Genomic DNA, 19,859 nt, shown 5'->3' on the forward strand with positions numbered 1-19,859 from the left:
GATCCCGACATGCCAGCGATCCTCGCTGTGCTCGGAGCCGTTCGAACCGACCAAAGCCTGTCGAAGGAAGTGAATTGGCTTGATATCAATGTCTGTTGAGATGGTCGCCGTCGTCACGATCGCAGCACTCGTCACCGCGTGGCTGCTCTGGAGATTTTCGCGAGGCACCGCCACCGCTCTGGGCGGGCACACCGCACCAAGCACCGCGGCAGAGGTCGAAGTTCGGACCGAGTTCCCGCCCGAAGGGCTTCTGGTCCCCGAGGACGTTCTCCGATCCGTCGGTTCGACGTCCGGCGCGATCTGGGACGCGCTGGAAGCCGCAGCAGCGCCAGTTGCGGTCGAGTACTACCCGGTCAGCGAGGCGGAGGTCGCGAAGTTCCGGACTGGGCCCGTGAACGCAACGGCTCAGCAGGCAATGGTCGGGATCGTGGAGGCCCTCAACCCGAAGAGCCCGACGTTGTTCCGGGTGGTGCTGCCAAAGGGCAAGGAGCTGGTCAAGGCCGCCGGAACTTCCGGGTTCAGAGGGTTCTCTCGCAGCGGCGGTGAGACAACGCATGCGGTTCTGAAGCCTGTCGCTGCTGGTGGAGCACTCGTGGCAGGTTGGCCGATGCTTGCCGTCGCCGGAACCGTCCTGGCGGTAGACATGGTGGCTCAACGTGAACAGAGGGCGCACCAACGCCGAGTTGAAGCCATTCTGAGCCGCCAAGAGGAACGGGCCTACGTCGAACGGATCACGGGTCAACGGTCGGCCGACGCCCAGTTGTCCCGTGCGATCAGCCTGATGCTTGACGGTGGCAAGCCGAATCTTGAAATCGCCCTGAAGAGTGCGGACGACGAGTTCTATCGCTCTCAGCAGTTTCTGGATAAGCACCGCGGCGTAATAGATGAGTTGGTGGACGACGATGGCAAGGTCGACTACCGGCGGCTGGAGGAGACCATTGGCGGAAAGGAGAAGGAGGTCGACCAGTTCATCCGGGAGCTTCACTTGGCGCGAGCCGCGATAGCGATACGACGAAAGGCGCTGGTTACCCACTCGGCGTCGCTAGCGCTCGTGGATCCCACCAATCCTTACGCCGCACTGCGGAGGTTTATTGGGTCGCAGGTCCATCAGTTGGAGGATGCCGATGCGGTCGTGGCCGAACTGACCGAATGCCTCACCCAGGTTGAACTCAAGGGTCGCCGTTGGCGCGACTCCGACAAGTCAGTGGCGGAGCGGCAGAAGCGGTTCCGCGCCCAAGTCTCCCCGCCCAAAATCGATGAAGACGCCGAAATTCGTTACCTCATGACGTCTTCCGGTGAGATCCTTCAAATCCTTCCACCGGCCGAAGACGAGCCCTTGCAGCTCGTGCCGGACGAGTAAAGAGATCACCGTCTTCCGGCCGACGCTCGCCCCACTCGATCAGACCGGTATCGGAGATCCCTGAACTACGCCGCCCGGCTTGGTCACCAACCAAAGATCGCACGGAATGTTCGCCGCCCAGCGACCCACTGGGAATAGCGCATCCATGGAACACGGTCTCTTCTCCCGGTCCGTCACAACCGGGTCGAAGTTGCCGACTGGCCCGGTTTTGGCGGGTCGAGCTGGGTGCGTTACCCGGATCTTCGCCAGCAGCCTGCTGAGCCTTCAGCTCGTGGAGCCGGTATCCAAAGCCGTCGACAAAGCCGCCGTACGAAGATCGAACACGCCCGTGGTGCCGGCGGTACCGGCCGCCGGCACGGCAGGGCTGCCCGTCCTCGGCGAGGCCTCAAGGTGCCTCCGGGACTTGTACGGCGAACTGCTAGCAAAATGAGGTGAAGGGTGTCCTCCGGCCGGCGAGGAGGTCGATATCGCGGGCGTGAACACCAAGTTCATCCAGACCAGCAAGGGCATCCTTGGTGAACTCCTTGACCACGCCCTGCCCGCCGACCGCATCTACACTCGCATCCCGGAGATCGCCGCGCCGCCCTCAGGCGTTCACGCCATCTTCGTGCTCGAAAACGAAATCACCTACCTGTCACTGCCCGACGTCCCCGGCACAATGAAACGAGATCTGCGTCCGGACACCTACACACCGCACCTGTGGCTGGAGCAGGAGCACATGCCTATTTGGACAGTGTCGCGAGCCTTCGCCGCGACGGGAACATGATCGACTTGCGGCCCGGATTGCGGACTTCTGGCGTCTCGGGCCCGACACGGTCGCCCCCTGATTCACCGACAGCCTCGCCCATGTCGGCCGTGTACGCCGCGGTGTTCATCGAGATCATGTAGACGCAGACTGTCGCAGCTGTAGGCCCGCTGAGCCCCTCCGTCAGGTCACCCCAGCCGACTGGATCGAAGCGCCGCAGCAAGCCGCCAACTGTCGCCCCCCGCGCGAGCTACGGCCCGACAAGCTCCCGCACTCGTCCAACTCGATGAATCTGTGGCATGCCAACCATGCAAAAAGGTCTAGACCTCACTGTCGGAGGCGCGTAAGACGGGTCAGCAAAAGGTCGGCATCAGTCCTCCCAGCACCTGTCGAGCGCTGCCGTGGATGAGAACAGCAAGCCGCCCCCCGGCCGGCGGTCATCGACCTCTCGCGCCGATCAAACCGCCATGGCGAGCCCACCCCCGGCTGTAGAAGACAGTCCGAAGCCAGCCTGACTCAGGAGCCACAAAAGGCCAGGTCAGCGCTCCAGGCCGCGGGGCTTGAGGGCGAGGTTGGGGAGGTCGGGGGCGGGGAGGCGGTCGCCCGGGTAGCCGTGGACCTCGCCGAAGCGGTCGCTCTGCTGCTGCCAGTCGAGGCGGGCCTGGGCGATGTCCTCGTGGGTGCGGCCGATGAAGTTCCACCACATGACGATCTGCTCGCCGAACGGCGGGCCGCCGAGGATGACGGCGCGGGCCGGGGTGGTGCCGGTGTTGGTGAGGGTGAGGGTGGCGGCGCCGGGGGTGAGGTAGCCGAGGTCGGCGGGGCGGAGCGGGGTGCCGGCGAGGGTGAGGGTGCCGTGGTCGACGAGGAGGCCGTGTTCGAAGGCGGGGTCGACGGCGAGGGTGACGGTGGCGCCGGGATCGAGGGTGAGTTCGGCGCCGAGCAGCGGGGTGAAGGTGGGGACGGGAGAGGTGTCGCCAGCGAGGGTGCCGAGGAAGACGCGGGCTTCGCCGCCGTCGAGCGGAACGGGCGCGGGCACGTGGTGGTGGAAGTCGCGCGCGGTGTGGCGGTGCTGTTCGGGGAGGGCGACCCAGAGCTGGACGCCGTGCAGGACGGTGGTCGCGGCGGTGGAGGTCTCGGAGTGGCAGATGCCGTGGCCGCCGGTCATCAGGTTGAGTTCGCCGGGGCGGACGAAGGCGTGGACGCCGAGGCTGTCGCGGTGTTCGATCTCGCCGCTGAACAGCCAGCTCACGGTCTGCAGGCCGGTGTGCGGGTGCGGGGCGACGTCCATGCCGCCGGTGGCGGCGACGTCGTCGGGGCCGTAGTGGTCGACGAAGCACCAGGCGCCGATGAGGGTGCGGTCGCGTTGCGGCAGGGTACGGCGGACGGTCATCGCGCGCGGTCCGCCGAGCGGGACGTCGCGGGCGGGGAGGACCTCGACCTGCGGTCCGGTCCCGATGGTCTCGACGGTGGTCACGGCGGCCCCCAGACTCACAGAATGGTTTCAGATTAAACTATCATGGAACCGGAAGCGCACCGCCGACCCAGGAGCCCAGGTTGACCGACCGGACCACCGCCACCGCCCCCGCGCACCACCGCGTCTACGTCGACAAGCAGAGCCCCCAGGCCTACCGCGCGATGCTGGCGACCGCCGAGGCGGTCCGGGCGACGGCCGCCGAGGCCGGCCTCGACCGGCGCCTGGTGGAGCTGGTCAACCTGCGGGTCTCGCAGATCAACGGCTGCGCGTACTGCCTCAACCTGCACACCCGCGCCGCGATCCAGGCGGGCGAGACCACCCAGCGCCTGGGCGTGCTCGCCGCGTGGCGCGACACCGAGCTGTTCAGCCCGCAGGAGCGGGCCGCGCTCGGTCTCGCCGAGGCCACCACCAGCCCGGCCGACGCCGCACTGCAGGAGGACGCCTACGCCGCCGCCCGCGAGGTGCTGACGGACGACCAGCTCTCGGCGGTGGTCTGGGTGGCCGTGGCCATCAACGCCTTCAACCGAGTGTCCATCCTGAGCAAGCACCCGGTCCGCGCCATCCCTGGCCAGTGACGGACCTCAGATCGCGAGATCGGGGAGGACCTCTGCGCGGGGGAGCCGGGCGACCGCCCAGCCGGGGAGGATGAGCTTGCCGCGCCGCCGCCCGCTGCCGATCAGGACGTGCGGCAGCGCGGTCACCGCCTCGTCGACGAGCAGCGGCCAGCCGGCTGGCAGGCCGATCGCGGTGATGCCGCCGTACTCCATGCCGGAGTCGCTGACCGCGACGTCCGTCGGCGCGAACGACGCCTTGCGCGCACCCAGGTGCTTGCGCACCGCCGTGTTGACGTCCAGCCGCCGGTCGGCGCGGACCAGGCAGGCGGCGAGGGTGACCTCGCCGCCGCGCTTGGCGGCGACCACCACGCAGTTCGCGGAGAGCTCCGGCGGCACGTCGTAGACCTCGCAGAAGACCGCTGTGTCGGCGTTCGTCGGGTCGGTGTCCACGTACAGGACGGACTCCGCCGCCTCGCGGTCGTCCCAGTTCTTCAACGCGTCGGCCACCGGCGCGGCGAGGTCGTTGCAGACCTCCAACGCCGTACGGACCACCTGGAATTCGCCGAACGGTGCACGCACGATCTCGCTCATGGCGCCGACAGTACCGCAGGCCGGCCCCCGGACGGGCCGCTCACCCGATCGGGTCGAGCAGGCCGAGACGCGGCCCGCCGCGGTCGCGCAGCCGCCGGAAGAAGGCGAGCACCCCGGCGGAGCCGCCCGCCCAGCCGGCGCTCGCGCGGACGAGGTCGGCGTCCGGGAAGACGGGACGGGCGCGGGTGCCGCCGCTGCGGCTCAGGGCGAGGGCGGCGACGGTCCGGGCCGCGTCCCAGAACTCCTCGTCGCCGGTGGCCGTCGCGACGTCCACCATCAGCTCGCCGACGCCCGCCAGCCCGCAGCACTGGGTGACCAGCGGCATCCGCGGCGCGATGCCCGCGCAGGCGCGGGCGGTGTCCCGGGCGAGCTCCAGGTACCGGGGCTCCTCCAGCCGGTCGGCCGCCCGGACCAGGACCGTCCCGATCCCGGCCAGGCCGCGGCACCACGAGCCGTAGCGGCGCGTCGCCTCCGGCCGGGCGGCAGCGGCGAGGACGTGCGGCGTCACCCCGGCCAGCTGCGCGCACGCCTCCCGGGCCCGCCGGAGAGACGCCGGGTCGCCTGTGGCGGCCGCGTACTCGAGCAGGAAGTACGCGACTCCCGCCCGTCCGTGGGCCATGCCCTCGGCCAGCGCGGCGCTCCCCGTCGTCGTGGCGCCGGCCGGGGTCAGCCGGGCCTCGCCGGTCGCCAGCATCCGCTCGCACGCGGCGGCCACGGCCAGGTGCCGGGCGGCGAGCGCGCCGTCACCAGCCGTGCGGGCGTGCCGGGCGAGCAGCAGACGGCCGACCCCGATCCCGGAGACGCCCTCGATCAGATCCGCCTCCGGCGGCCCGCCGTCCGGACCCCGCTCCGGCAACGCGGGGTGGCCCGCATCGAGGTGGGTCGTGGGGTCTGCGGACGTGAGGAACAGCTCGACGCCGGTGCGGCCGGACCAGAAGCCGGGCGACAGGTTGCGCCGCTGTCCGGCGCTCCACCGGGCCAGGGCGTCGACGGTCTCGCGCACCCCGGACTGCCCGGTGTGGTGCAGGAGTTCCAGCCCGATGCCGGACGTGCCGCCGTAGACGTCCACGGCGGTCGGGGTTCCGGTGCGTGCGGAGCGCGCCGGGTCGACGATCCGCCGGGCCTCCTCGACGCAGTACGCGAGGGTGTGCTCGGCGATCTCCGCGAGGAGCACGTCGTCCGGGAGCTGCGGCCGGGACGCCCGGGTCGGGACCGTCATCGGGGCGCCGGATCGCAGCGGGGCGGCACCGGCGCTGCGCACCGCCGGATCCAGGCTCATCAAGTCATCGATCAGGGAGCGGAGTTGCCGGTGCGGCTCGCCGGGCAGGGCCCAGGCCAGGCATTCGAGAGTGCGGTCCCGGTGGAGCGCGGTGTCGGCGCCGACGACCACCGGGTCCAGTCCGGTCGCGGCGAAGTGCAGGGTGGCGCCGAGCGCGTAGTAGTCGTCGGCGGGGTCGGCAGGCCCGTCCGCCCGCCGGACCGGTTCGCTGTAGCCGGGGGTGGCCCCGTCCGGGCCGGTGCCGTCGAGCGCGCCGATCCCGAAGTCGACCAGGTGGCACCAGCCTTCGGTGTCGAGGACCACGTTGTCCGGCTTCAGGTCGCGGACCACCACGCCCCGCGCGTGGATGTCGTCCAGCAGCCGCAGGAGCCCCCGCGCCAGCGCGGGGAGCGTCCGGGCCGATCCGCTGTCGTCGTTGCGGTACGGGCCGCGCTCCTGGACCTCCCGGCGCAGGTCCCGGTCGCCGCAGTCGGTCATCACCAGGTACGTGTCCGCGTCCGCCTCGTGGCGGAACCAGTCCAGCGCGCGCGGCACGCCGACGACGCCGTCGAGCGCGGTCAGGACCTCCCGCTCGTGGCGCAGCCGGTCGCGGGCGTCCGCGCCGGACGCGTCCTCGGCGACGAAGGCCCTGGCCTGCTTGATCACGACCGGTCCGCCGTCGGCCAGGTCCACGGCGCGGTAGAGGTTGCCCTGCGGCCTGCGGGCGATGCCGCCGGTGACGCGGTAGCGCCCTCCGGTCGGCCCGGGCCGACCGGTGTCCGGAACCCGGTCCGCGAAGGGGTCCTGGGCCCAGGGCGGGCAGCGGTACGCGGCGGTGGCGAGGCCGTCGTAGACGCGGCCGTCGGGGCCGGTCATCACCGATTCCAGCCGGCCGCCGCGGCCGGTCCGGTAGTCGCCGGTGAAGGGCCCGTACCGGTAGTAGACCGGTGCGGCGGGGTCGAGCCGCCGGTCGCTGACGATCCGCGGACCCTCGCAGCCGCGCAGTGCCGCCACCAGCTCGTCGGCGACCGCCGTGATCGTCCCCGGCGCGGGGTAGACCGTGACCGCCTTGCCGACCGCACCGGCGCCGGACGTACCGGAGTTGAGCGTCCGCAGGGTCTCCGGGCCGACGGCCCACTTCGCGTGGCAGACGTGCCGGAGCAGCACCGGCAGGACCAGCTCCGTCACCCGGTCGAGGCTCCCGGGGCGGGCCGAGACGTGCAGTTTCCAGCCGTGGTCCACCGCCGGCATCCGTGGATCGTTCAGGTACGACCAGGTGTCGTCCGACCATCCGCGGCGGCCGGCGATGGACCCCGCCACCGCTAGGAGTTGTTCTCGCAGGCGAACCGCGTGGTGGCGGTCACCCAGGGGTCGGCGAGGCACGCCGTGCACTCGCGGTCGCTGCGGTCGTCGTCCTCGAACGCGAGGGTGTCGTCGTCGATGAGCAGGTCTACGGGCATGTGACGCCTCCAAGTGGTGGATGGCGCGGGCCTGGTGGGCCCCCGTCCGGCACACGACGGTAGGTTCCGGAGGTCGACATGACAAGGCGTCAGACACGCAGACTTCACGCGCTGGACACATGCGTGAAGGTCCGGTATCCGGGAACGCGGGGAGCGTGGCAGTGACCCGGTGGTAACATCCGCGCGATGTCGAGCGGTGGTCCCGAACGGGCCGCCGTCACCGAGCCGGGAGGCCGCATGACCATCCACCACCTGGACTGCGCCACCATGTGCCCCTTCGGCGGCCGGGCCCTGCTCGGCAGTGGCGGCGCCCTGGTCGGGCGGCTGGTCGGCCACTGCCTGCTGATCGAGAGCAGTGACGGACTGATCCTGGTCGACACCGGCTTCGGGACGGGCGACGTCGCCGACCCCGCGCGGCTCGGCGCCCCGTTCCGGGCCGCCGTCCGGCCCCGGCTGGACCTTGCGGGCACTGCCCTGCACCAGGTCCGGGCGCTCGGTCACCGACCGGAGGACGTCCGGCACATCGTCCTCACCCACCTCGACCTGGACCACGCCGGCGGTCTCGGTGACTTCCCGCAGGCCCAAGTCCACGTCCTGGCCGAGGAGTTGGCCGCCGCGCGGAACCCGGCCAACCGCAACGAGCGCGACCGCTACCGCGCCGCGCAGTGGGCGCACGGGCCGCGCTGGGTCGAGCACAAGGCCGGCGGCGAGAGCTGGCACGGCTTCGAGGCGGCCCGACCGCTGCCCGGCGTCACCCCGGAGATCCTGCTGGTCCCGCTGATCGGCCACACCCGCGGGCACTGCGGCGTCGCCGTCCGGCGCGAGGACGGCAGCTGGCTGCTGCACGGCGGCGACGCCTGGTTCTCCCGCGGCGACGTCGACTCCACGGTGCGGCGGCCGCCGGCCCTGATCGGCTTCCAGCGGCTCATGGCCGCCGACAACCGGGCCCGCGTGCACAACCTGGAGCGCCTGCGCGACCTCCACCGCACCGCGGACCCGGGCCTCGACCTCATCTGCGCCCACGACCCCGCCGACCTCGCCCGCCTCGCGGCCCCGCGCACCACGGCCTGACGGCGCCACCGGCCCCCGTCCCGCGCCACCGGCCCGCGCGGCGGGACGGCGGGGCGAAGGGGTACGTGGTTGACGGATCGGGACGTCCACTGTTCAACTGACGCCATGTACGCCGTGCCGCGCCTGGTCACCCGCGACCACATCGACTTCGGTCGGGTGTGGTCCGCGGCGTGTCGCGGCTGATCCGGCAGCGGGCCCACCGACCGGCCCGCCCGCGCCCGAGCTGACCTCCCTCGGCAGACCCCGCGTACCCGATCAACGCCTCCCCGGCGACCGGCCGCCGTCGACGCTTCCGAGCTCCGAGGCCCTGCGCGTCGTCGTCCCCGGCTCCCCGGCCCCGTCGTCCCTCGTCACCCCGGAGCACCACCATGCCCGAGCCCACCTCCCCGAGGCCGCTGCGCCGCCTCGGGTTCCTGACCATCGGACTGTTCGACCCGGCCGACCCGGGCCGGGGCCACGAGTCGACGCTGCGGCTGATCGAACTCGGCGAGCAGCTCGGCTTCGACAGCGCCTGGGTGCGCCACCGCCACCTGCAGTACGGGATCTCCTCGCCGGTCGCCGTGCTGGCGGCCGCCACCCAGCGCACCAGCCGCATCGGGCTGGGCACCGCGGTCACCCCGCTGGGCTGGGAGAACCCGCTGCGGCTGGCCGAGGACCTGGCGACCGTCGACCTGCTCTCCGGCGGCCGTCTCCAGCCCGGTATCAGCGTCGGCCGGCCGCACCACTACGAGCGGGTCGCGCCGGCGCTCCACCCGGACACCGCGGAGGCCGAGGAGTTCGGCCACCGGCGGGCGGAGCGGCTGCTGTCCTTCCTCCGCGGCGAGCCGGCCACCGACTTCAGCGGGGTCGAGGGCATCGAGGTGTACTCCGACCGGGTCCAGCCCGTCGCCCCCGGCCTGGCCGAGCGGGTCTGGTACGGCGCGGGCAGCCTCGGCTCGGCCCGCTGGGCGGGCGGGCAGGGCCTCAACCTGCTGACCAGCAACGTGGTCCGGGCGGAGGAGTCGGAGGACTTCGCCGAGATCCAGCGCTCGCAGATCCGCGCTTTCCGGGCCGCACACCCGGAGGGCGTGAAGGCCCGGGTCTCGCAGGGGCTGGTGGTCGTCCCGACCGACGGTGCCACGGCGGCGCAGCGCGCCAAGTACGTGGAGTACGTCCGCGGCCGGACCGCGCGCACCACCGCCCCGCAGGGCCCGGCCCGGACGATGTACGCCGAGGACCTGGTCGGGACGTCCGCCGAGATCGCCGAACGGCTGTCCGAGCACGCCGCGTACCGCGAGGTGGACGAGGTGGCCTTCGCGCTGCCGTTCAGCTTCGGCCACGACGATTACGTCCAGATTCTCACCGACATCGCCACCGGACTCGCCCCCGCGCTGGGGTGGCGCCCAGTCAGCTGACTGACTGTCAACTCTTGTCTCGCTCTGCGGGCACCCTTGACGGGGCGCGCCCGCGGGGCGACACTCCGGAGCGAGAAATCCTCGGACCTGGGCGGGAGTGTCGTGAGGCGTACGGAGTCGGTGTGCGAGGGCGTGGCCTGTGCGGTCCGGACGCTCCCGATGCTGACCAGCCGTCGCCACATCGACCTGCAGCGGGTGTGCAGCAGCATGGCAGAGGCGTGAGTTCTCCCGTCTCTCCGCACACCCCCTCGTCGTGCGCGCTTCCGCGTGCCTCCACCTCGGGAGACCCATGTCCGCCTCGTTCCCCTCCGCCCTGCCCTCCCTCCGCGGCCGGATCGGCCACGACGCCCGCAGCGGGTACTACCCGGTGCCGCACCGCTACCGCCTTCACCTCTCGCTCTCCTGTCCGAGCTCCCTGCGGATCGCCGTGGTGCACAGCCTGCTCGGGCTCGACGACACCCTCCCGATCACCGTCCTCCCCGCTCTGCCGGACGCCGGCGCCGACGGCTACACCGCGCTGCGGCCGCTGTACGAGGCCAGTTCGCACCGGTACACCGGGCCGGCCCAGGCACCCGTGCTCAGCGACGGCTGGAGCGGACGCATCGTCAGCACCGACGCCGTGGAGATCCTCACCGACCTGGCCGGCCGCTTTCCCGGACCGGACGAGCTCCGCCCGCGTGGCGCCGCCTCGGCGATCGAGGCGGTCCGGCAGTTGTGCGAGCGCGGCATCGACGCCCCGGCCCAGCGGGCCGGCCGGGTCGACGCCGACCCGGCCGAGCGCGCCGAGGGCCTGAGCGCCCTCCTCGACGGCCTGGACGCGGTCGAGCGCCGGCTCGCCTCCCACGACCACGTGCTCGGCGACGACCTCACCCTCGCCGACGTCCAGCTCTGGACCACCCTGGTGCAGCTGGACACCGTGCACCGCTGGCACCTGGACGCCGACGCCGTCGACCGGATCGCCGACCACCCGCACCTCTGGTCCTACGCCGGGCGGCTGGCCGGCCACCCCGCCTTCGGCCACCACCTCGACCTGGACGGCATCGCCCGCCGCCACCACTCCCACTGCCGGGGCGAGGAGGCGGCCGGTGCCGCCATGCAGATCGTCGACTGGGCGCAGCACGCCCGGCCGCGGCTGCGAACGGCCGGCTGACGGAAAATCGGTGCCGCCCCCGCCCGAGCGGGGGCAGAATCGCCGCCATGGCGGACATGCAGCGGTTCCGGGAGGCGGCCACCGGCTGGGTGATGCTCGGAGCGGCCCCGCCGGACGCGGCAGCCGTGCGCACGGCGGTGCTGGTGGAGGGGCTGAGCGACCTGGCGGCCGTCGAGGCGCTGGCCGCCGGGCGCGGCCGTGACCTGGCCGCCGAGGGGGTGTGCGTCCTGCCGATGGGCGGCGCCACCAACGTCGCCCGGTACGCCGAGCTGCTCGGGCCGCCGGGGATGGGCCTGCGCCTCGCCGGGCTGTGCGACGAGGGCGAGCAGGGCTTCTACCACCGCGGCCTGGAGCGGGCCGGTGCACCGCGCGACGGGTTCTTCGTCTGCGCGGCGGACCTGGAGGACGAGTTGGTCCGCGCACTGGGCGTCCCCGCGGTCGAGGAGATCCTGCGGGCCGAGGGCGACCTGCCGGCCTGGCGGACCTTCGTGCGCCAGCCCGCCCAGCAGGGCCGGCCCGTGCAGCGGCAGCTGCGCCGCTTCCTCGGGACCAGGAAGGGCCGCAAGATCCGGTACGGCCGGCTGCTGGCCGAGGCGCTCACCCCCGAGCTGACCCCCGCCCCGCTCCGGGACCTGCTCGCCCACCTGTGACCGGGTGCGCCCGCACGGCACGGCAACCCGAACGGCCGCCGCCCGTTTGACGGGCCCGGTCGGCGGTTCGACGGTGGCAGGAAGTGCCTTCGGACCCGAGAGGACCTGGTGCCGGCGATGGTGGACAGACGGGCGGAGAAACGGATCACGGAGTTCATCGAGCCCCTCCGGGTGGAGCCGGGCTCGAAAGTCGATCTCGGGCGGGACTTCGACCCCCGGTACAAGGGCGGGCTGAAGAAGCGCGACGGGCAGGAGCTGCTCCGCGCCGGGGTGGAGATGCTGGCCGACCTCCAGGGGCGCCTCGCCGCCCAGGACAGCTACGGCGTCCTGCTCTGCCTGCAGGCGATCGACGCGGGCGGCAAGGACGGGACGATCCGCCACGTGATGAGCGGGGTCAACCCGCAGGGCGTCCACGTGAGCAGCTTCAAGGTGCCCTCCGCGGAGGAGCTCGACCACGACTACCTGTGGCGGTACGCCCAACGCCTCCCGGCGCGCGGCGACATCGCCATCTTCAACCGCTCGCACTACGAGGAGGTCCTGGTGGTGCGGGTGCACCCGGAGAACCTCGACCGGCAGCACCTGCCCGAGGAGGCGCAGGGCCCGGGCCTGTGGAAGCGCCGCTACCAGGAGATCAACGACTGGGAGCGCTACCTCACCGACAACGGCTTCAAGGTGGTGAAGGTCTTCCTCAACCTCTCCGAGGAGGAGCAGCGGCAGCGCTTCCTCAAGCGGATCGACCTGCCCGAGAAGAACTGGAAGTTCTCCGCCGCCGACATCCGCGAACGCGAACGCTGGGACGACTACCAGCGGGCCTTCTCCAAGATGCTCTCCGCCACCAGCACCCCCTGGGCGCCCTGGTACGTGGTGCCCGCGGACCGCAAGTGGTTCGCGCGGATCTGCGCGGCCGCGGTGCTGATCAACACCCTGCTGGAGATCGACCCGCAGTACCCCGAGCTCGACGACGAGGCCAAGGCCCAGCTGGGCGACGCCAGGCGCCGGTTGGAGGAGCAGGCATGACGGAGCGTACGGAGGGGAGTCCGTGGTACGCGCGGCCGGGCGAGGAGGCCCTGGCCGCGTTCGGCGTTGACCCGGCGGTGGGGCTCGGCGCGGGGCGGGCGGCGGAACTGCTCGCCGCGAACGGGCCGAACGCGCTGCCCGAGGAGAAGCCGACGCCCGGCTGGCTGCGGCTGCTCGCCCAGTACCGCAGCTACATGCAGATCATCCTGGTGGCGGCGGCGGTGGTCTCGCTCGCCATCCAGGAGTGGTCGACCGCGATCCTGCTGCTGGTGCTGACCGTGTTCAACGCGGTGGTGGGGCTGCGGCAGGAGGGCAAGGCGGAGAGCGCGATGAACGCGCTGAAGCAGATGATGGAGGCGACCGCCCGGGTGCGGCGGGACGGCAGCGAGGCGGAGGTCCCGGCGGAGCAGCTGGTGGTCGGCGACATCGTGCACCTGGCGTCCGGCGACGAGGTGCCCGCCGACGGGCGGATCTTCACGGCCAGTTCGCTGCAGATCGACGAGTCGGCGCTGACCGGCGAGAGCGTTCCCGCGCTGAAGGACGTCGCCACCCTCACCGGTGACCGGCTGTCGCCGGGCGACCAGACCAACATGGCGTTCATGAACACCCCGGTGACCCACGGCAGCGGCCTGATGGTGGTCACCGCGACCGGCGCCGACACCGAGCTCGGCAAGATCTCCGGCATGCTGTCGGCGACCAAGAAGGAGGAGTCGCCGCTCACCCGGGAGCTCAACACCCTGACGCTGTGGATCGCCGCGGCGGCCGGCCTGACGATGATCGTGATGTTCGCGCTCGGCCGCAGCCGGGACCAGGCCTGGGACGTCCTGTTCGTCAGCGCGGTGTCGCTGGCGATCGCCGCGATCCCGGAGGCGCTGCCCACGGTCAGCCAGGTCATCCTCTCGGTCGGCAGCCTCAACCTGGCCAAGCGCAACGCCATCGTCAAGGAGCTGCCCTCGGTCGAGACACTCGGCTTCACCTCGGCGATCAACTCGGACAAGACCGGCACCCTGACGATGAACCAGATGACGGTCGTCGAGGTGCTCAGCCCCACCGACCGGTACACCGTCTCCGGCACCGGCTACGCGCTGGAGGGCCGGATCACCCACGCGGCGGGCTCCGCGCCGACCATCGAGGACGCGGTGCTGCCGTACCTGCTCGCCAACGACGCCAAGCTGGTGGACGGCGAGGTGGTCGGCGACCCCACCGAGGGGGCGCTGCTGGTGCTCGGCCACAAGGCCGGGCTCGACATCGAGGCCACCCGGGACCGCTACCCGCGGCTGGCCACCCTGCCGTTCGACCCCGGCTACAAACTGATGGCCACCTTCAACGAGGCGAAGGACGCCGACGGCCGCCCGGTGGTGCGGTGCTTCGTCAAGGGCGCCGCGCCCGCCGTGATGGCGCGGGCCGGCTCGGCGCTCGCGGCTGGGGGGACCGTCCCGTGGGACGCCGACCTGAGCGGCCGCGCCGAGGCACAGAACGAGCGGATGGGCGGCGAGGGCCGCCGGGTGATGGCCGCCGCCGTCCGCGACCTGGACCCGGCCGACTTCGACCCGGACGGCGACCTGCTCGGGCTGGTCACCGACCTGCGGATGACCAGCCTGGTCGGCATGGTCGACCCGCCGCGCGAGGAGTCCAAGGCCGCGGTCGCCGCCGCGCAGTCCGCCCACATCCGGGTCCGGATGGTGACCGGCGACGACGTCACCACCGGCGAGGCGATCGCCCGGCAGCTCGGCATCGAGGGCGAGGCCATGCTCGGCGCCGACTTCGCCGCGCTGACCGAGCAGGAGCGGCTGGCGAGGATCGACGGCATCGGCGTGGTCGGCCGGGTCGCCCCGGAGCACAAGGTGCTGCTCGCCGACACCCTCAAGAAGAAGGGCGACGTCGTCGCGATGACCGGCGACGGCGTCAACGACGCCCCCGCCATCAAGGCCGCCGACATCGGCATCGCGATGGGCAGCGGCACCGACGTCGCCAAGAACGCCAGCCGGATGGTCCTCGCCGACGACAACTTCGCCACCATCGTCTACGCGGTGGGGGAGGGCCGGAAGCTCTACGACAACCTCACCAAGTACATCCGGTTCGTCCTGCTGCTGCTGGTCACCTTCGTGCTGACCTTCCTCGGCGCCACGATCCTCAACATCGCCGCCGGCGAGCCGTTCACCCCGCCGCAGGTGCTGTGGATCCACTTCGTGGTCAACGCGCCGTTCGGCTTCGCGCTCGGCTTCGACCAGGAGAGCCCCGGACTGATGCGGCGCAAGCCCCGTCCGCGCGGGGAGACCGTGCTCACCCCGCCCGTGATGGTCACCGTCGGACTCGCCGGCCTCGCCGTCACCGTCGCCCTGCTCGGCCTGATCAAGCTCGGCGAACACCTCTACGACAGCGCCGCCGTCGGCAACTCGATCGCGTTCACCGCCTTCGCGCTCTGCCTGATCGTCGCCGCCTACGAGTGCCGCAGCGAGCGCGGCTCGGTGCTGCGGACCGACACCTTCGACAGCAAGCAGATGAACCTGGCCGCCCTCGGCGAGTTCGTCCTCGCCGTGGCAGTCACCCAGATGGACCTCTTCCACCGGATCCTCGGCACCACCGACCTGAACGCCCGGCAGTTCGGCTGGGCGCTGCTGGCCGCCGTCGCCTTCCTGCTGCTCTGGGAGCTCGGCAAACTGCTCGCCCGCCGCGCCCGGCCCCCGGTCACCGAGGCGACCTGAAGACCCGTGAGCGGATCCCCGTCGTGCTTCCGCCGGTCGCCGGGCTGTGGTTCGCTCTGGCCGGGGTACTCGCAGTGCCTCGGCCTTCAGCGATCTGTGCTGCCTTCGGTCAGCGGCCGACTGTCCTCCACGAATACCTTCAGTGACCCTTGATGCTCTTCCGCGCGGGCCGTGGCCTGTCCGCCGGTTTTCCGCACCTGCAGCATCGTGCGATCGAAGTAGTCCTGGGAAGTGGAGTTCAGGTCGGACAGTGGCAGATCCCCGTAGTAGGCCGTGAGCGTGTCGCCTTCGGTGCGCAGCGTGACGTCGAACGACTTTTCCTGTGTCACGTTCGCCAGCGCCGCACGGCTGCCGGGCCGCCAGGATGTCCAGTGGCCGATGAACGGGAGGATCAGGTCGGGGCGGACCTCTCGGGCGTAGCCGACCGTCAACTCCTGGAGCCTGTCCCAGCGGGGCATCAGCAGGCGTAGTTGGCCGGTCCAATACGCGACCTGCTGCTCGTCGGTGATGACGAGAGCGTCGCCGTCCTCCTCGTCCGGGTCGGACTCCGCGTCGAACTCGTCGAGCTCGGCCTCGTCCAGCTCGATGAAGGCGTGGCAGCCGACAGGGAACGGAGACAGGGCTACCAGGCTGCGCAGGGCTCCTCCGAGGGAGACGAGGTGCCTGTCGTACATGTACGCCATGTGCCGGTCGTGATCAGTGCTGCCGTAGGCGGGCGGAGCCGCGATGCTGATGGCATCCGGGTTGTAGGTGTTGTCCGGGCGGGGGACGAGTTGGACGACCACGGGAAGGACTGTGCTGTCGTCGTTCCGTCCGCGATCGACTGCTGCAGGGCCACTGCTCCGACGCCGGGACAGTTGGTCCTGGGCGAAGGAGCGGAAGGTCTCGCGCGGCTTGCTCTCCCGCCACAGCCCCACACCGATGGCGAACGCGGGGTCTGCCGCCGGGATCATCGTGATCCGAGCCTCGGGATCGGACTGGATGGAGCCGACTGGGTCAGCCGCTCGTGGTCGATCGCTCATTGCCTGCTGTTCCTGTTGGTCTTTCTGTCACCTGACGGGTCGCCATGAGGAGGTCGCCTCATGACGTGCGGGATTCCGAGCCTGTCAGCCGATGGTGAGGGTGCGGTCGCCGAAGTCGGCGACAATGCGGAGCCGGCCGCCCAGGGCTTCGACGTAGGCGCGGATCGTCGAGAGCGCTGCGGTGTCGAGCGCGCCGCTCTCGAGCCGGGAGACGTTGGGCTGGGTGATGCCGATGATCGCGGCGACCTCGGCCTGGGTGAGGTCCTGCTCGCGGCGGATCTCGGCGAGGCGGTAGGCCCGCATTTCGGTGTTGAGCCTTTCCCGGTGTGCGGACACGCGTTGCGGGTCGGTGGCGACGTCGGGTCGTACGTCCTTCCACGACTTCATGGCTTGCCCTCCTCGACGGCCCGTGCCACGTCGGCAGTATGCGCTTCAGCGAATATGCGATGCAAGTTATTCCGGAAGGCCTAGCCCGGGCCGTTGTCGGCCGTGTGGAAGGCGGCCACTGCGGTGGCGAGGGTCGGGAAGATCCGGTCCTCGCCGACTGCTTCGCTCAGCCCGTAGGCGTCCAGGGAGTCGCGCAGGTCCTGCTTGACCCGGGCGAGGGCGAGGACGATGCCGCGGTCGGCGAGCTCGCGGCGGAGCGAGTCCAGGGCATCGAGTGCGGTGATGTCGACCTCGACGTTGGCCTCGGTGTTGAGGACGAACCAGCGGACCGGCTCCGGCTGGCCGTCCAGGGTGGCCAGTGCCCGGTGGTGGAAGTCCTCGGCGTTGGCGAAGAACAGCGGCGAGTCGTAGCGGTAGATCACCAGGCCGGGGATGGTGCGGGCCTGGGGGTAGTCGTCCACGTCGTGCATGCCGGCGAGGCCCGGGACCTCGCCGAGGATCGCGTCGTGCGGGCGGGCGACCCGGCTGAGCAGCTCCACCACCGAGAGGCCCACGGCCACCAGCACGCCGTACAGGATGTCCAGGGCGAGCACGCCGACCAGGCAGCCGAGTGCGAGGAGCAGTTCGCGGCTGCGGAAGGACGCGAGGCGGCGGAAGCCCGCGACGTCGATCATCCGGATCGCGGCGTACACCACCAGGGCGCCGAGCACCGCGTCCGGGGTGTCGTGCAGGAGCGGGCTGAGGAAGAGCAGGACGGCGACCACGCCGGCCCCGGCCGCGAGCGCGTAGACCTGGGTGCGGCCGCCCGCCGACTCGGCGAGGGCGGTGCGGCTGGCGCTGCTGCTGACCGGGAAGCCCTGGAAGAAGCCGGCGCCGAGGTTGGCCGCGCCGAGGCCCAGCAGCTCCTGGTTGGCGTCGAGCTTCTCGCCCTCGCCCCTGGCCTCGAAGGCGCGGGCGGTGAGGATGAAGTCGGTGTAGCCGACCAGCAGGATGCCGAGGGCCGGGAGCAGCAGGTGGTTGAGTTCGCCGAGGTCCGGCAGCTTCGGGTGGGGCAGTCCGGCCGGGATGTCGCCGATCACCGAGAGGCCGTGGTCCTGCAGCGAGAACGCGGCGGAGACGGCCGTGCCGAGCACCACCGCGAGCAGCGGGCCGGGGATCTTCGGCAGGAAGCGGGCGACGAGGAAGAGGAAGAGCAGGGTGGCCGCGGAGAACACGACGGTGGCCACGTGCGCGTCCGACAGGTTGGAGGCGAACGAGACCAGCTGGGGGAAGAAGCCCTCGCCCTCGACGTCGATCCCGGTGAGTTTGGAGAGCTGGTCCACCATCATGATCAGTGCCACGCCGGCGAGGTAGCCGACCAGCACCGGCCGGGAGAGCAGGTCGGCGACGAAGCCGAGCCGGGCCACCCACGCCAGGACGCACAGGATGCCGACCACCACGGCGAGGCTCGCCGCCAGCACCGCGTACCGGGCGGGGTCACCGCCCGCCATCGGCGCCACCACGGTCGCCGTCATCAGGGCGGTGGTGGACTCCGGGCCGACCGACAGCCGGCGCGAGGAGCCCACGACGGCGTACAGCACGATGGCGGGCAGGATCGCCCACAGGCCGGTGACCGGCGGCAGGCCGGCCACGCTGCCGTACGCCATGACCTGCGGCACCAGGTAGGCGGCGACCGTGACGCCTGCCAGCAGGTCGCCGCGCAGCCAGGCGCGCCGGTAGCGGCGCAGGACCGCCAGGCCGGGCAGACCGGGGGCCACCCGGCGCCACCAGGGGTCGGGGACATCCGCGGACATGGGCCTCCTCCCGTCGCACAGGCACACATGATGCCGCGCGCCGGACCGGAAACCCGGACGGCCGCGCCGATGAGCCGATCATCGGATTTCGAGCGAGCGGTGCCCGTCAGGCGGAGGGCGGCGGGGCGGTGCTGGAGCGCAGCAGCAGGCGGGTGGCGAGCTCGACGCGCGGGAGGTCGACCTGCTCGCCGTCGATCAGCCGGACCAGGGTGCGGGCGGCCATCGCCGCCATCTCCTGGAGCGGCTGGCGGACGGTGGTCAGCGGCGGATCGCTCCAGCAGGCCACCGCGACGTCGTCGAAGCCGACGATGCTGATGTCCTCCGGGATGCGCAGCCCGCGCTCGCGCAGCGCCGTGTACGCCCCGAAGGCCTGCAGGTCGCTGGCGGCGAACACGGCGGTCGGCGGGGCGTCGCCGCGTGCGGCGGTCTCGTCCAGCAGGGCGGCCAGCTCGGCCCGGCCCGACCGGTCGTTGAACTCGCCGAACCGCAGCCAGCCGTCGTGCACCGGCAGGTCGGCGCGCTCCATGGCGGCCCGGTAGCCGTCCGCGCGGGCCCGGCTGCAGAGCAGCTGCCGGGGGCCGGCGAGGTGCGCGATCCGCCGGTGGCCGAGCGCGACCAGGTGCTCGACGGCGGAGATCGCCCCCGCCCAGTTGGTGGCCCCGATGGTGGGCACGCCCGCGTCCACCGTGCCGATCGGGTCGACCAGGACGAACGGGACCTTGAGCGCGGCGAGCCGGGCCCGCTGGCGGGGCGTCAGGTCGGAGACCACCAGGATCGCCCCGTCGGAGCGACGGCCGGCGATCTGCTCCAGCCACTCGCCGGTGCCGGCGCTGGTGCCGTGCACGGCGGAGAGCACCATGCCGACGCCGATCTCGGCCAGCGCCTCCTGCGCGCCCCGGATGATCTCGATCGACCAGAGGCTGTCCAGCTCGTTCATCACCAGGTCGACCACGCCGCCGCGGCGCCGGGGCCGGCGCCGCTGGTAGTGGTGGAGGTCCATGAGCTCCTGCACCCGGGCCCGGGTGGCCGCGGAGACGTCGCTGCGCCCGTTGAGCACCTTGGAGACCGTGGCGCTGGAGACGCCCGCCTCGGCGGCGATCTCGCCGATGGTCACGCGCTGGCGCGATCGTCCGCCGGCCATCGTTCCTCCGCCCCTCGGGTACCGTCCCGCCGCTGCCGCCCCGACCGGCGGCGCTGGTGAGACGCCAGGATAGTGCGCCCCGCG

At 71.9% G+C, this 19,859-nt stretch carries 18 protein-coding genes; 10 read left to right on the forward strand and 8 right to left on the reverse strand.

The genetic code is table 11. From position 1 onward, the window contains the following. The first annotated feature begins 100 nt into the window (after positions 1–100). Positions 101–1,360, forward strand: a complete 1,260-nt coding sequence (locus tag ACGFX4_RS19205) for a hypothetical protein (protein ID WP_393075525.1) — start codon at positions 101–103, stop codon at positions 1,358–1,360. A 475-nt stretch (positions 1,361–1,835) separates the two neighbouring features. After that, positions 1,836–2,126, forward strand: a complete 291-nt coding sequence (locus ACGFX4_RS19210) for a hypothetical protein (protein WP_393075528.1) — start codon at positions 1,836–1,838, stop codon at positions 2,124–2,126. A 517-nt stretch (positions 2,127–2,643) separates the two neighbouring features. Here the strand turns inward: ACGFX4_RS19210 and ACGFX4_RS19215 are convergent. Then, entirely contained in the window at positions 2,644–3,582 is a 939-nt protein-coding gene (locus ACGFX4_RS19215; protein WP_393075531.1) for a pirin family protein, read from the reverse strand. 80 nt (positions 3,583–3,662) lie between these two features. Here ACGFX4_RS19215 and ACGFX4_RS19220 point away from each other — a divergent pair, with 80 nt between their 5' ends. Continuing rightward, positions 3,663–4,157 (forward strand): carboxymuconolactone decarboxylase family protein, encoded by a 495-nt coding sequence (locus ACGFX4_RS19220; RefSeq protein WP_393075533.1) that lies wholly within the window; start codon positions 3,663–3,665, stop codon positions 4,155–4,157. A gap of 6 nt (positions 4,158–4,163) precedes the next feature. Here ACGFX4_RS19220 and ACGFX4_RS19225 read toward each other — a convergent pair whose 3' ends face one another. From ACGFX4_RS19225 to ACGFX4_RS19235, 3 genes are read right to left on the reverse strand one after another with little or no spacing between them, the layout of a single operon-like run. Next, positions 4,164–4,727: a YbaK/EbsC family protein gene (locus ACGFX4_RS19225; RefSeq protein ID WP_393075536.1), complete on the reverse strand. Its 564-nt coding sequence runs from the start codon at positions 4,725–4,727 to the stop codon at positions 4,164–4,166. Between the two features lie 40 nt (positions 4,728–4,767). Further along, positions 4,768–7,305 (reverse strand): class IV lanthionine synthetase LanL, encoded by a 2,538-nt coding sequence (gene lanL, locus ACGFX4_RS19230; protein ID WP_393075539.1) that lies wholly within the window; start codon positions 7,303–7,305, stop codon positions 4,768–4,770. A gap of 2 nt (positions 7,306–7,307) precedes the next feature. Continuing rightward, a complete protein-coding gene (locus ACGFX4_RS19235; RefSeq protein WP_393075542.1) occupies positions 7,308–7,445 on the reverse strand; it encodes an SflA family class IV lanthipeptide in 138 nt (45 codons plus the stop codon). Between the two features lie 186 nt (positions 7,446–7,631). Here ACGFX4_RS19235 and ACGFX4_RS19240 point away from each other — a divergent pair, with 186 nt between their 5' ends. From ACGFX4_RS19240 to ACGFX4_RS19270, 7 genes are all read left to right on the forward strand, one after another. Then, complete coding sequence (locus tag ACGFX4_RS19240) at positions 7,632–8,516, forward strand: MBL fold metallo-hydrolase (RefSeq protein WP_393075544.1); 885 nt, start codon at positions 7,632–7,634, stop codon at positions 8,514–8,516. Between the two features lie 368 nt (positions 8,517–8,884). Continuing rightward, positions 8,885–9,910 carry an LLM class flavin-dependent oxidoreductase gene (locus ACGFX4_RS19245; protein WP_393075547.1) on the forward strand — a complete coding sequence of 342 codons (1,026 nt, stop codon included), beginning with the start codon at positions 8,885–8,887 and terminating at the stop codon, positions 9,908–9,910. Between the two features lie 132 nt (positions 9,911–10,042). After that, the gene (locus tag ACGFX4_RS19250) at positions 10,043–10,132 is read left to right on the forward strand and encodes a putative leader peptide (RefSeq protein ID WP_393075696.1); all 90 of its coding nucleotides are present in this window, start codon (positions 10,043–10,045) and stop codon (positions 10,130–10,132) included. A 67-nt stretch (positions 10,133–10,199) separates the two neighbouring features. After that, complete coding sequence (locus tag ACGFX4_RS19255; protein ID WP_393075550.1) at positions 10,200–11,060, forward strand: glutathione S-transferase C-terminal domain-containing protein; 861 nt, start codon at positions 10,200–10,202, stop codon at positions 11,058–11,060. Positions 11,061–11,107: 47 nt separating this feature from the next. After that, the gene (locus ACGFX4_RS19260) at positions 11,108–11,710 is read left to right on the forward strand and encodes a TOPRIM nucleotidyl transferase/hydrolase domain-containing protein (protein ID WP_393075553.1); all 603 of its coding nucleotides are present in this window, start codon (positions 11,108–11,110) and stop codon (positions 11,708–11,710) included. A 117-nt stretch (positions 11,711–11,827) separates the two neighbouring features. After that, positions 11,828–12,727 carry a polyphosphate kinase 2 family protein gene (locus ACGFX4_RS19265; RefSeq protein ID WP_393075555.1) on the forward strand — a complete coding sequence of 300 codons (900 nt, stop codon included), beginning with the start codon at positions 11,828–11,830 and terminating at the stop codon, positions 12,725–12,727. Beyond that, entirely contained in the window at positions 12,724–15,432 is a 2,709-nt protein-coding gene (locus ACGFX4_RS19270) for a cation-translocating P-type ATPase (protein WP_393075558.1), read from the forward strand. Before ACGFX4_RS19265 ends, ACGFX4_RS19270 begins: the two co-directional genes overlap by 4 nt. 86 nt (positions 15,433–15,518) lie before the next feature. On the opposite strand, the gene ACGFX4_RS19275 is transcribed toward ACGFX4_RS19270, so the two are convergent. From ACGFX4_RS19275 to ACGFX4_RS19290, 4 genes are all read right to left on the reverse strand, one after another. Then, positions 15,519–16,454: a hypothetical protein gene (locus ACGFX4_RS19275; RefSeq protein ID WP_393075560.1), complete on the reverse strand. Its 936-nt coding sequence runs from the start codon at positions 16,452–16,454 to the stop codon at positions 15,519–15,521. A gap of 84 nt (positions 16,455–16,538) precedes the next feature. After that, positions 16,539–16,841 carry an XRE family transcriptional regulator gene (locus tag ACGFX4_RS19280; protein WP_393075562.1) on the reverse strand — a complete coding sequence of 101 codons (303 nt, stop codon included), beginning with the start codon at positions 16,839–16,841 and terminating at the stop codon, positions 16,539–16,541. Positions 16,842–16,921: 80 nt separating this feature from the next. After that, entirely contained in the window at positions 16,922–18,634 is a 1,713-nt protein-coding gene (locus ACGFX4_RS19285; protein WP_393075564.1) for a SulP family inorganic anion transporter, read from the reverse strand. 106 nt (positions 18,635–18,740) lie between these two features. Then, positions 18,741–19,775, reverse strand: coding sequence for a LacI family DNA-binding transcriptional regulator (locus ACGFX4_RS19290; protein ID WP_393075566.1), 1,035 nt, complete (start codon positions 19,773–19,775; stop codon positions 18,741–18,743). Between the last annotated feature and the right edge of the window lie 84 nt (positions 19,776–19,859).

This window comes from Kitasatospora sp. NPDC048365 (assembly GCF_043200835.1).
Classification (GTDB): domain Bacteria; phylum Actinomycetota; class Actinomycetes; order Streptomycetales; family Streptomycetaceae; genus Kitasatospora; species Kitasatospora terrestris.

Bases quoted from the DNA above. Each gene is read 5' to 3' on its own strand.
- ACGFX4_RS19205 (WP_393075525.1), top strand. From the start codon at position 101: ATGGTCGCCGTCGTCACGATCGCAGCACTCGTCACCGCGTGGCTGCTC.
- ACGFX4_RS19225 (WP_393075536.1), bottom strand. From the start codon at position 4,727: ATGAGCGAGATCGTGCGTGCACCGTTCGGCGAATTCCAGGTGGTCCGT.
- ACGFX4_RS19235 (WP_393075542.1), bottom strand. From the start codon at position 7,445: ATGCCCGTAGACCTGCTCATCGACGACGACACCCTCGCGTTCGAGGAC.
- ACGFX4_RS19240 (WP_393075544.1), top strand. From the start codon at position 7,632: ATGTCGAGCGGTGGTCCCGAACGGGCCGCCGTCACCGAGCCGGGAGGC.
- ACGFX4_RS19245 (WP_393075547.1), top strand. From the start codon at position 8,885: ATGCCCGAGCCCACCTCCCCGAGGCCGCTGCGCCGCCTCGGGTTCCTG.
- ACGFX4_RS19255 (WP_393075550.1), top strand. From the start codon at position 10,200: ATGTCCGCCTCGTTCCCCTCCGCCCTGCCCTCCCTCCGCGGCCGGATC.
- ACGFX4_RS19260 (WP_393075553.1), top strand. From the start codon at position 11,108: ATGGCGGACATGCAGCGGTTCCGGGAGGCGGCCACCGGCTGGGTGATG.
- ACGFX4_RS19265 (WP_393075555.1), top strand. From the start codon at position 11,828: ATGGTGGACAGACGGGCGGAGAAACGGATCACGGAGTTCATCGAGCCC.
- ACGFX4_RS19270 (WP_393075558.1), top strand. From the start codon at position 12,724: ATGACGGAGCGTACGGAGGGGAGTCCGTGGTACGCGCGGCCGGGCGAG.
- ACGFX4_RS19275 (WP_393075560.1), bottom strand. From the start codon at position 16,454: ATGAGCGATCGACCACGAGCGGCTGACCCAGTCGGCTCCATCCAGTCC.
- ACGFX4_RS19280 (WP_393075562.1), bottom strand. From the start codon at position 16,841: ATGAAGTCGTGGAAGGACGTACGACCCGACGTCGCCACCGACCCGCAA.
- ACGFX4_RS19285 (WP_393075564.1), bottom strand. From the start codon at position 18,634: ATGTCCGCGGATGTCCCCGACCCCTGGTGGCGCCGGGTGGCCCCCGGT.
- ACGFX4_RS19290 (WP_393075566.1), bottom strand. From the start codon at position 19,775: ATGGCCGGCGGACGATCGCGCCAGCGCGTGACCATCGGCGAGATCGCC.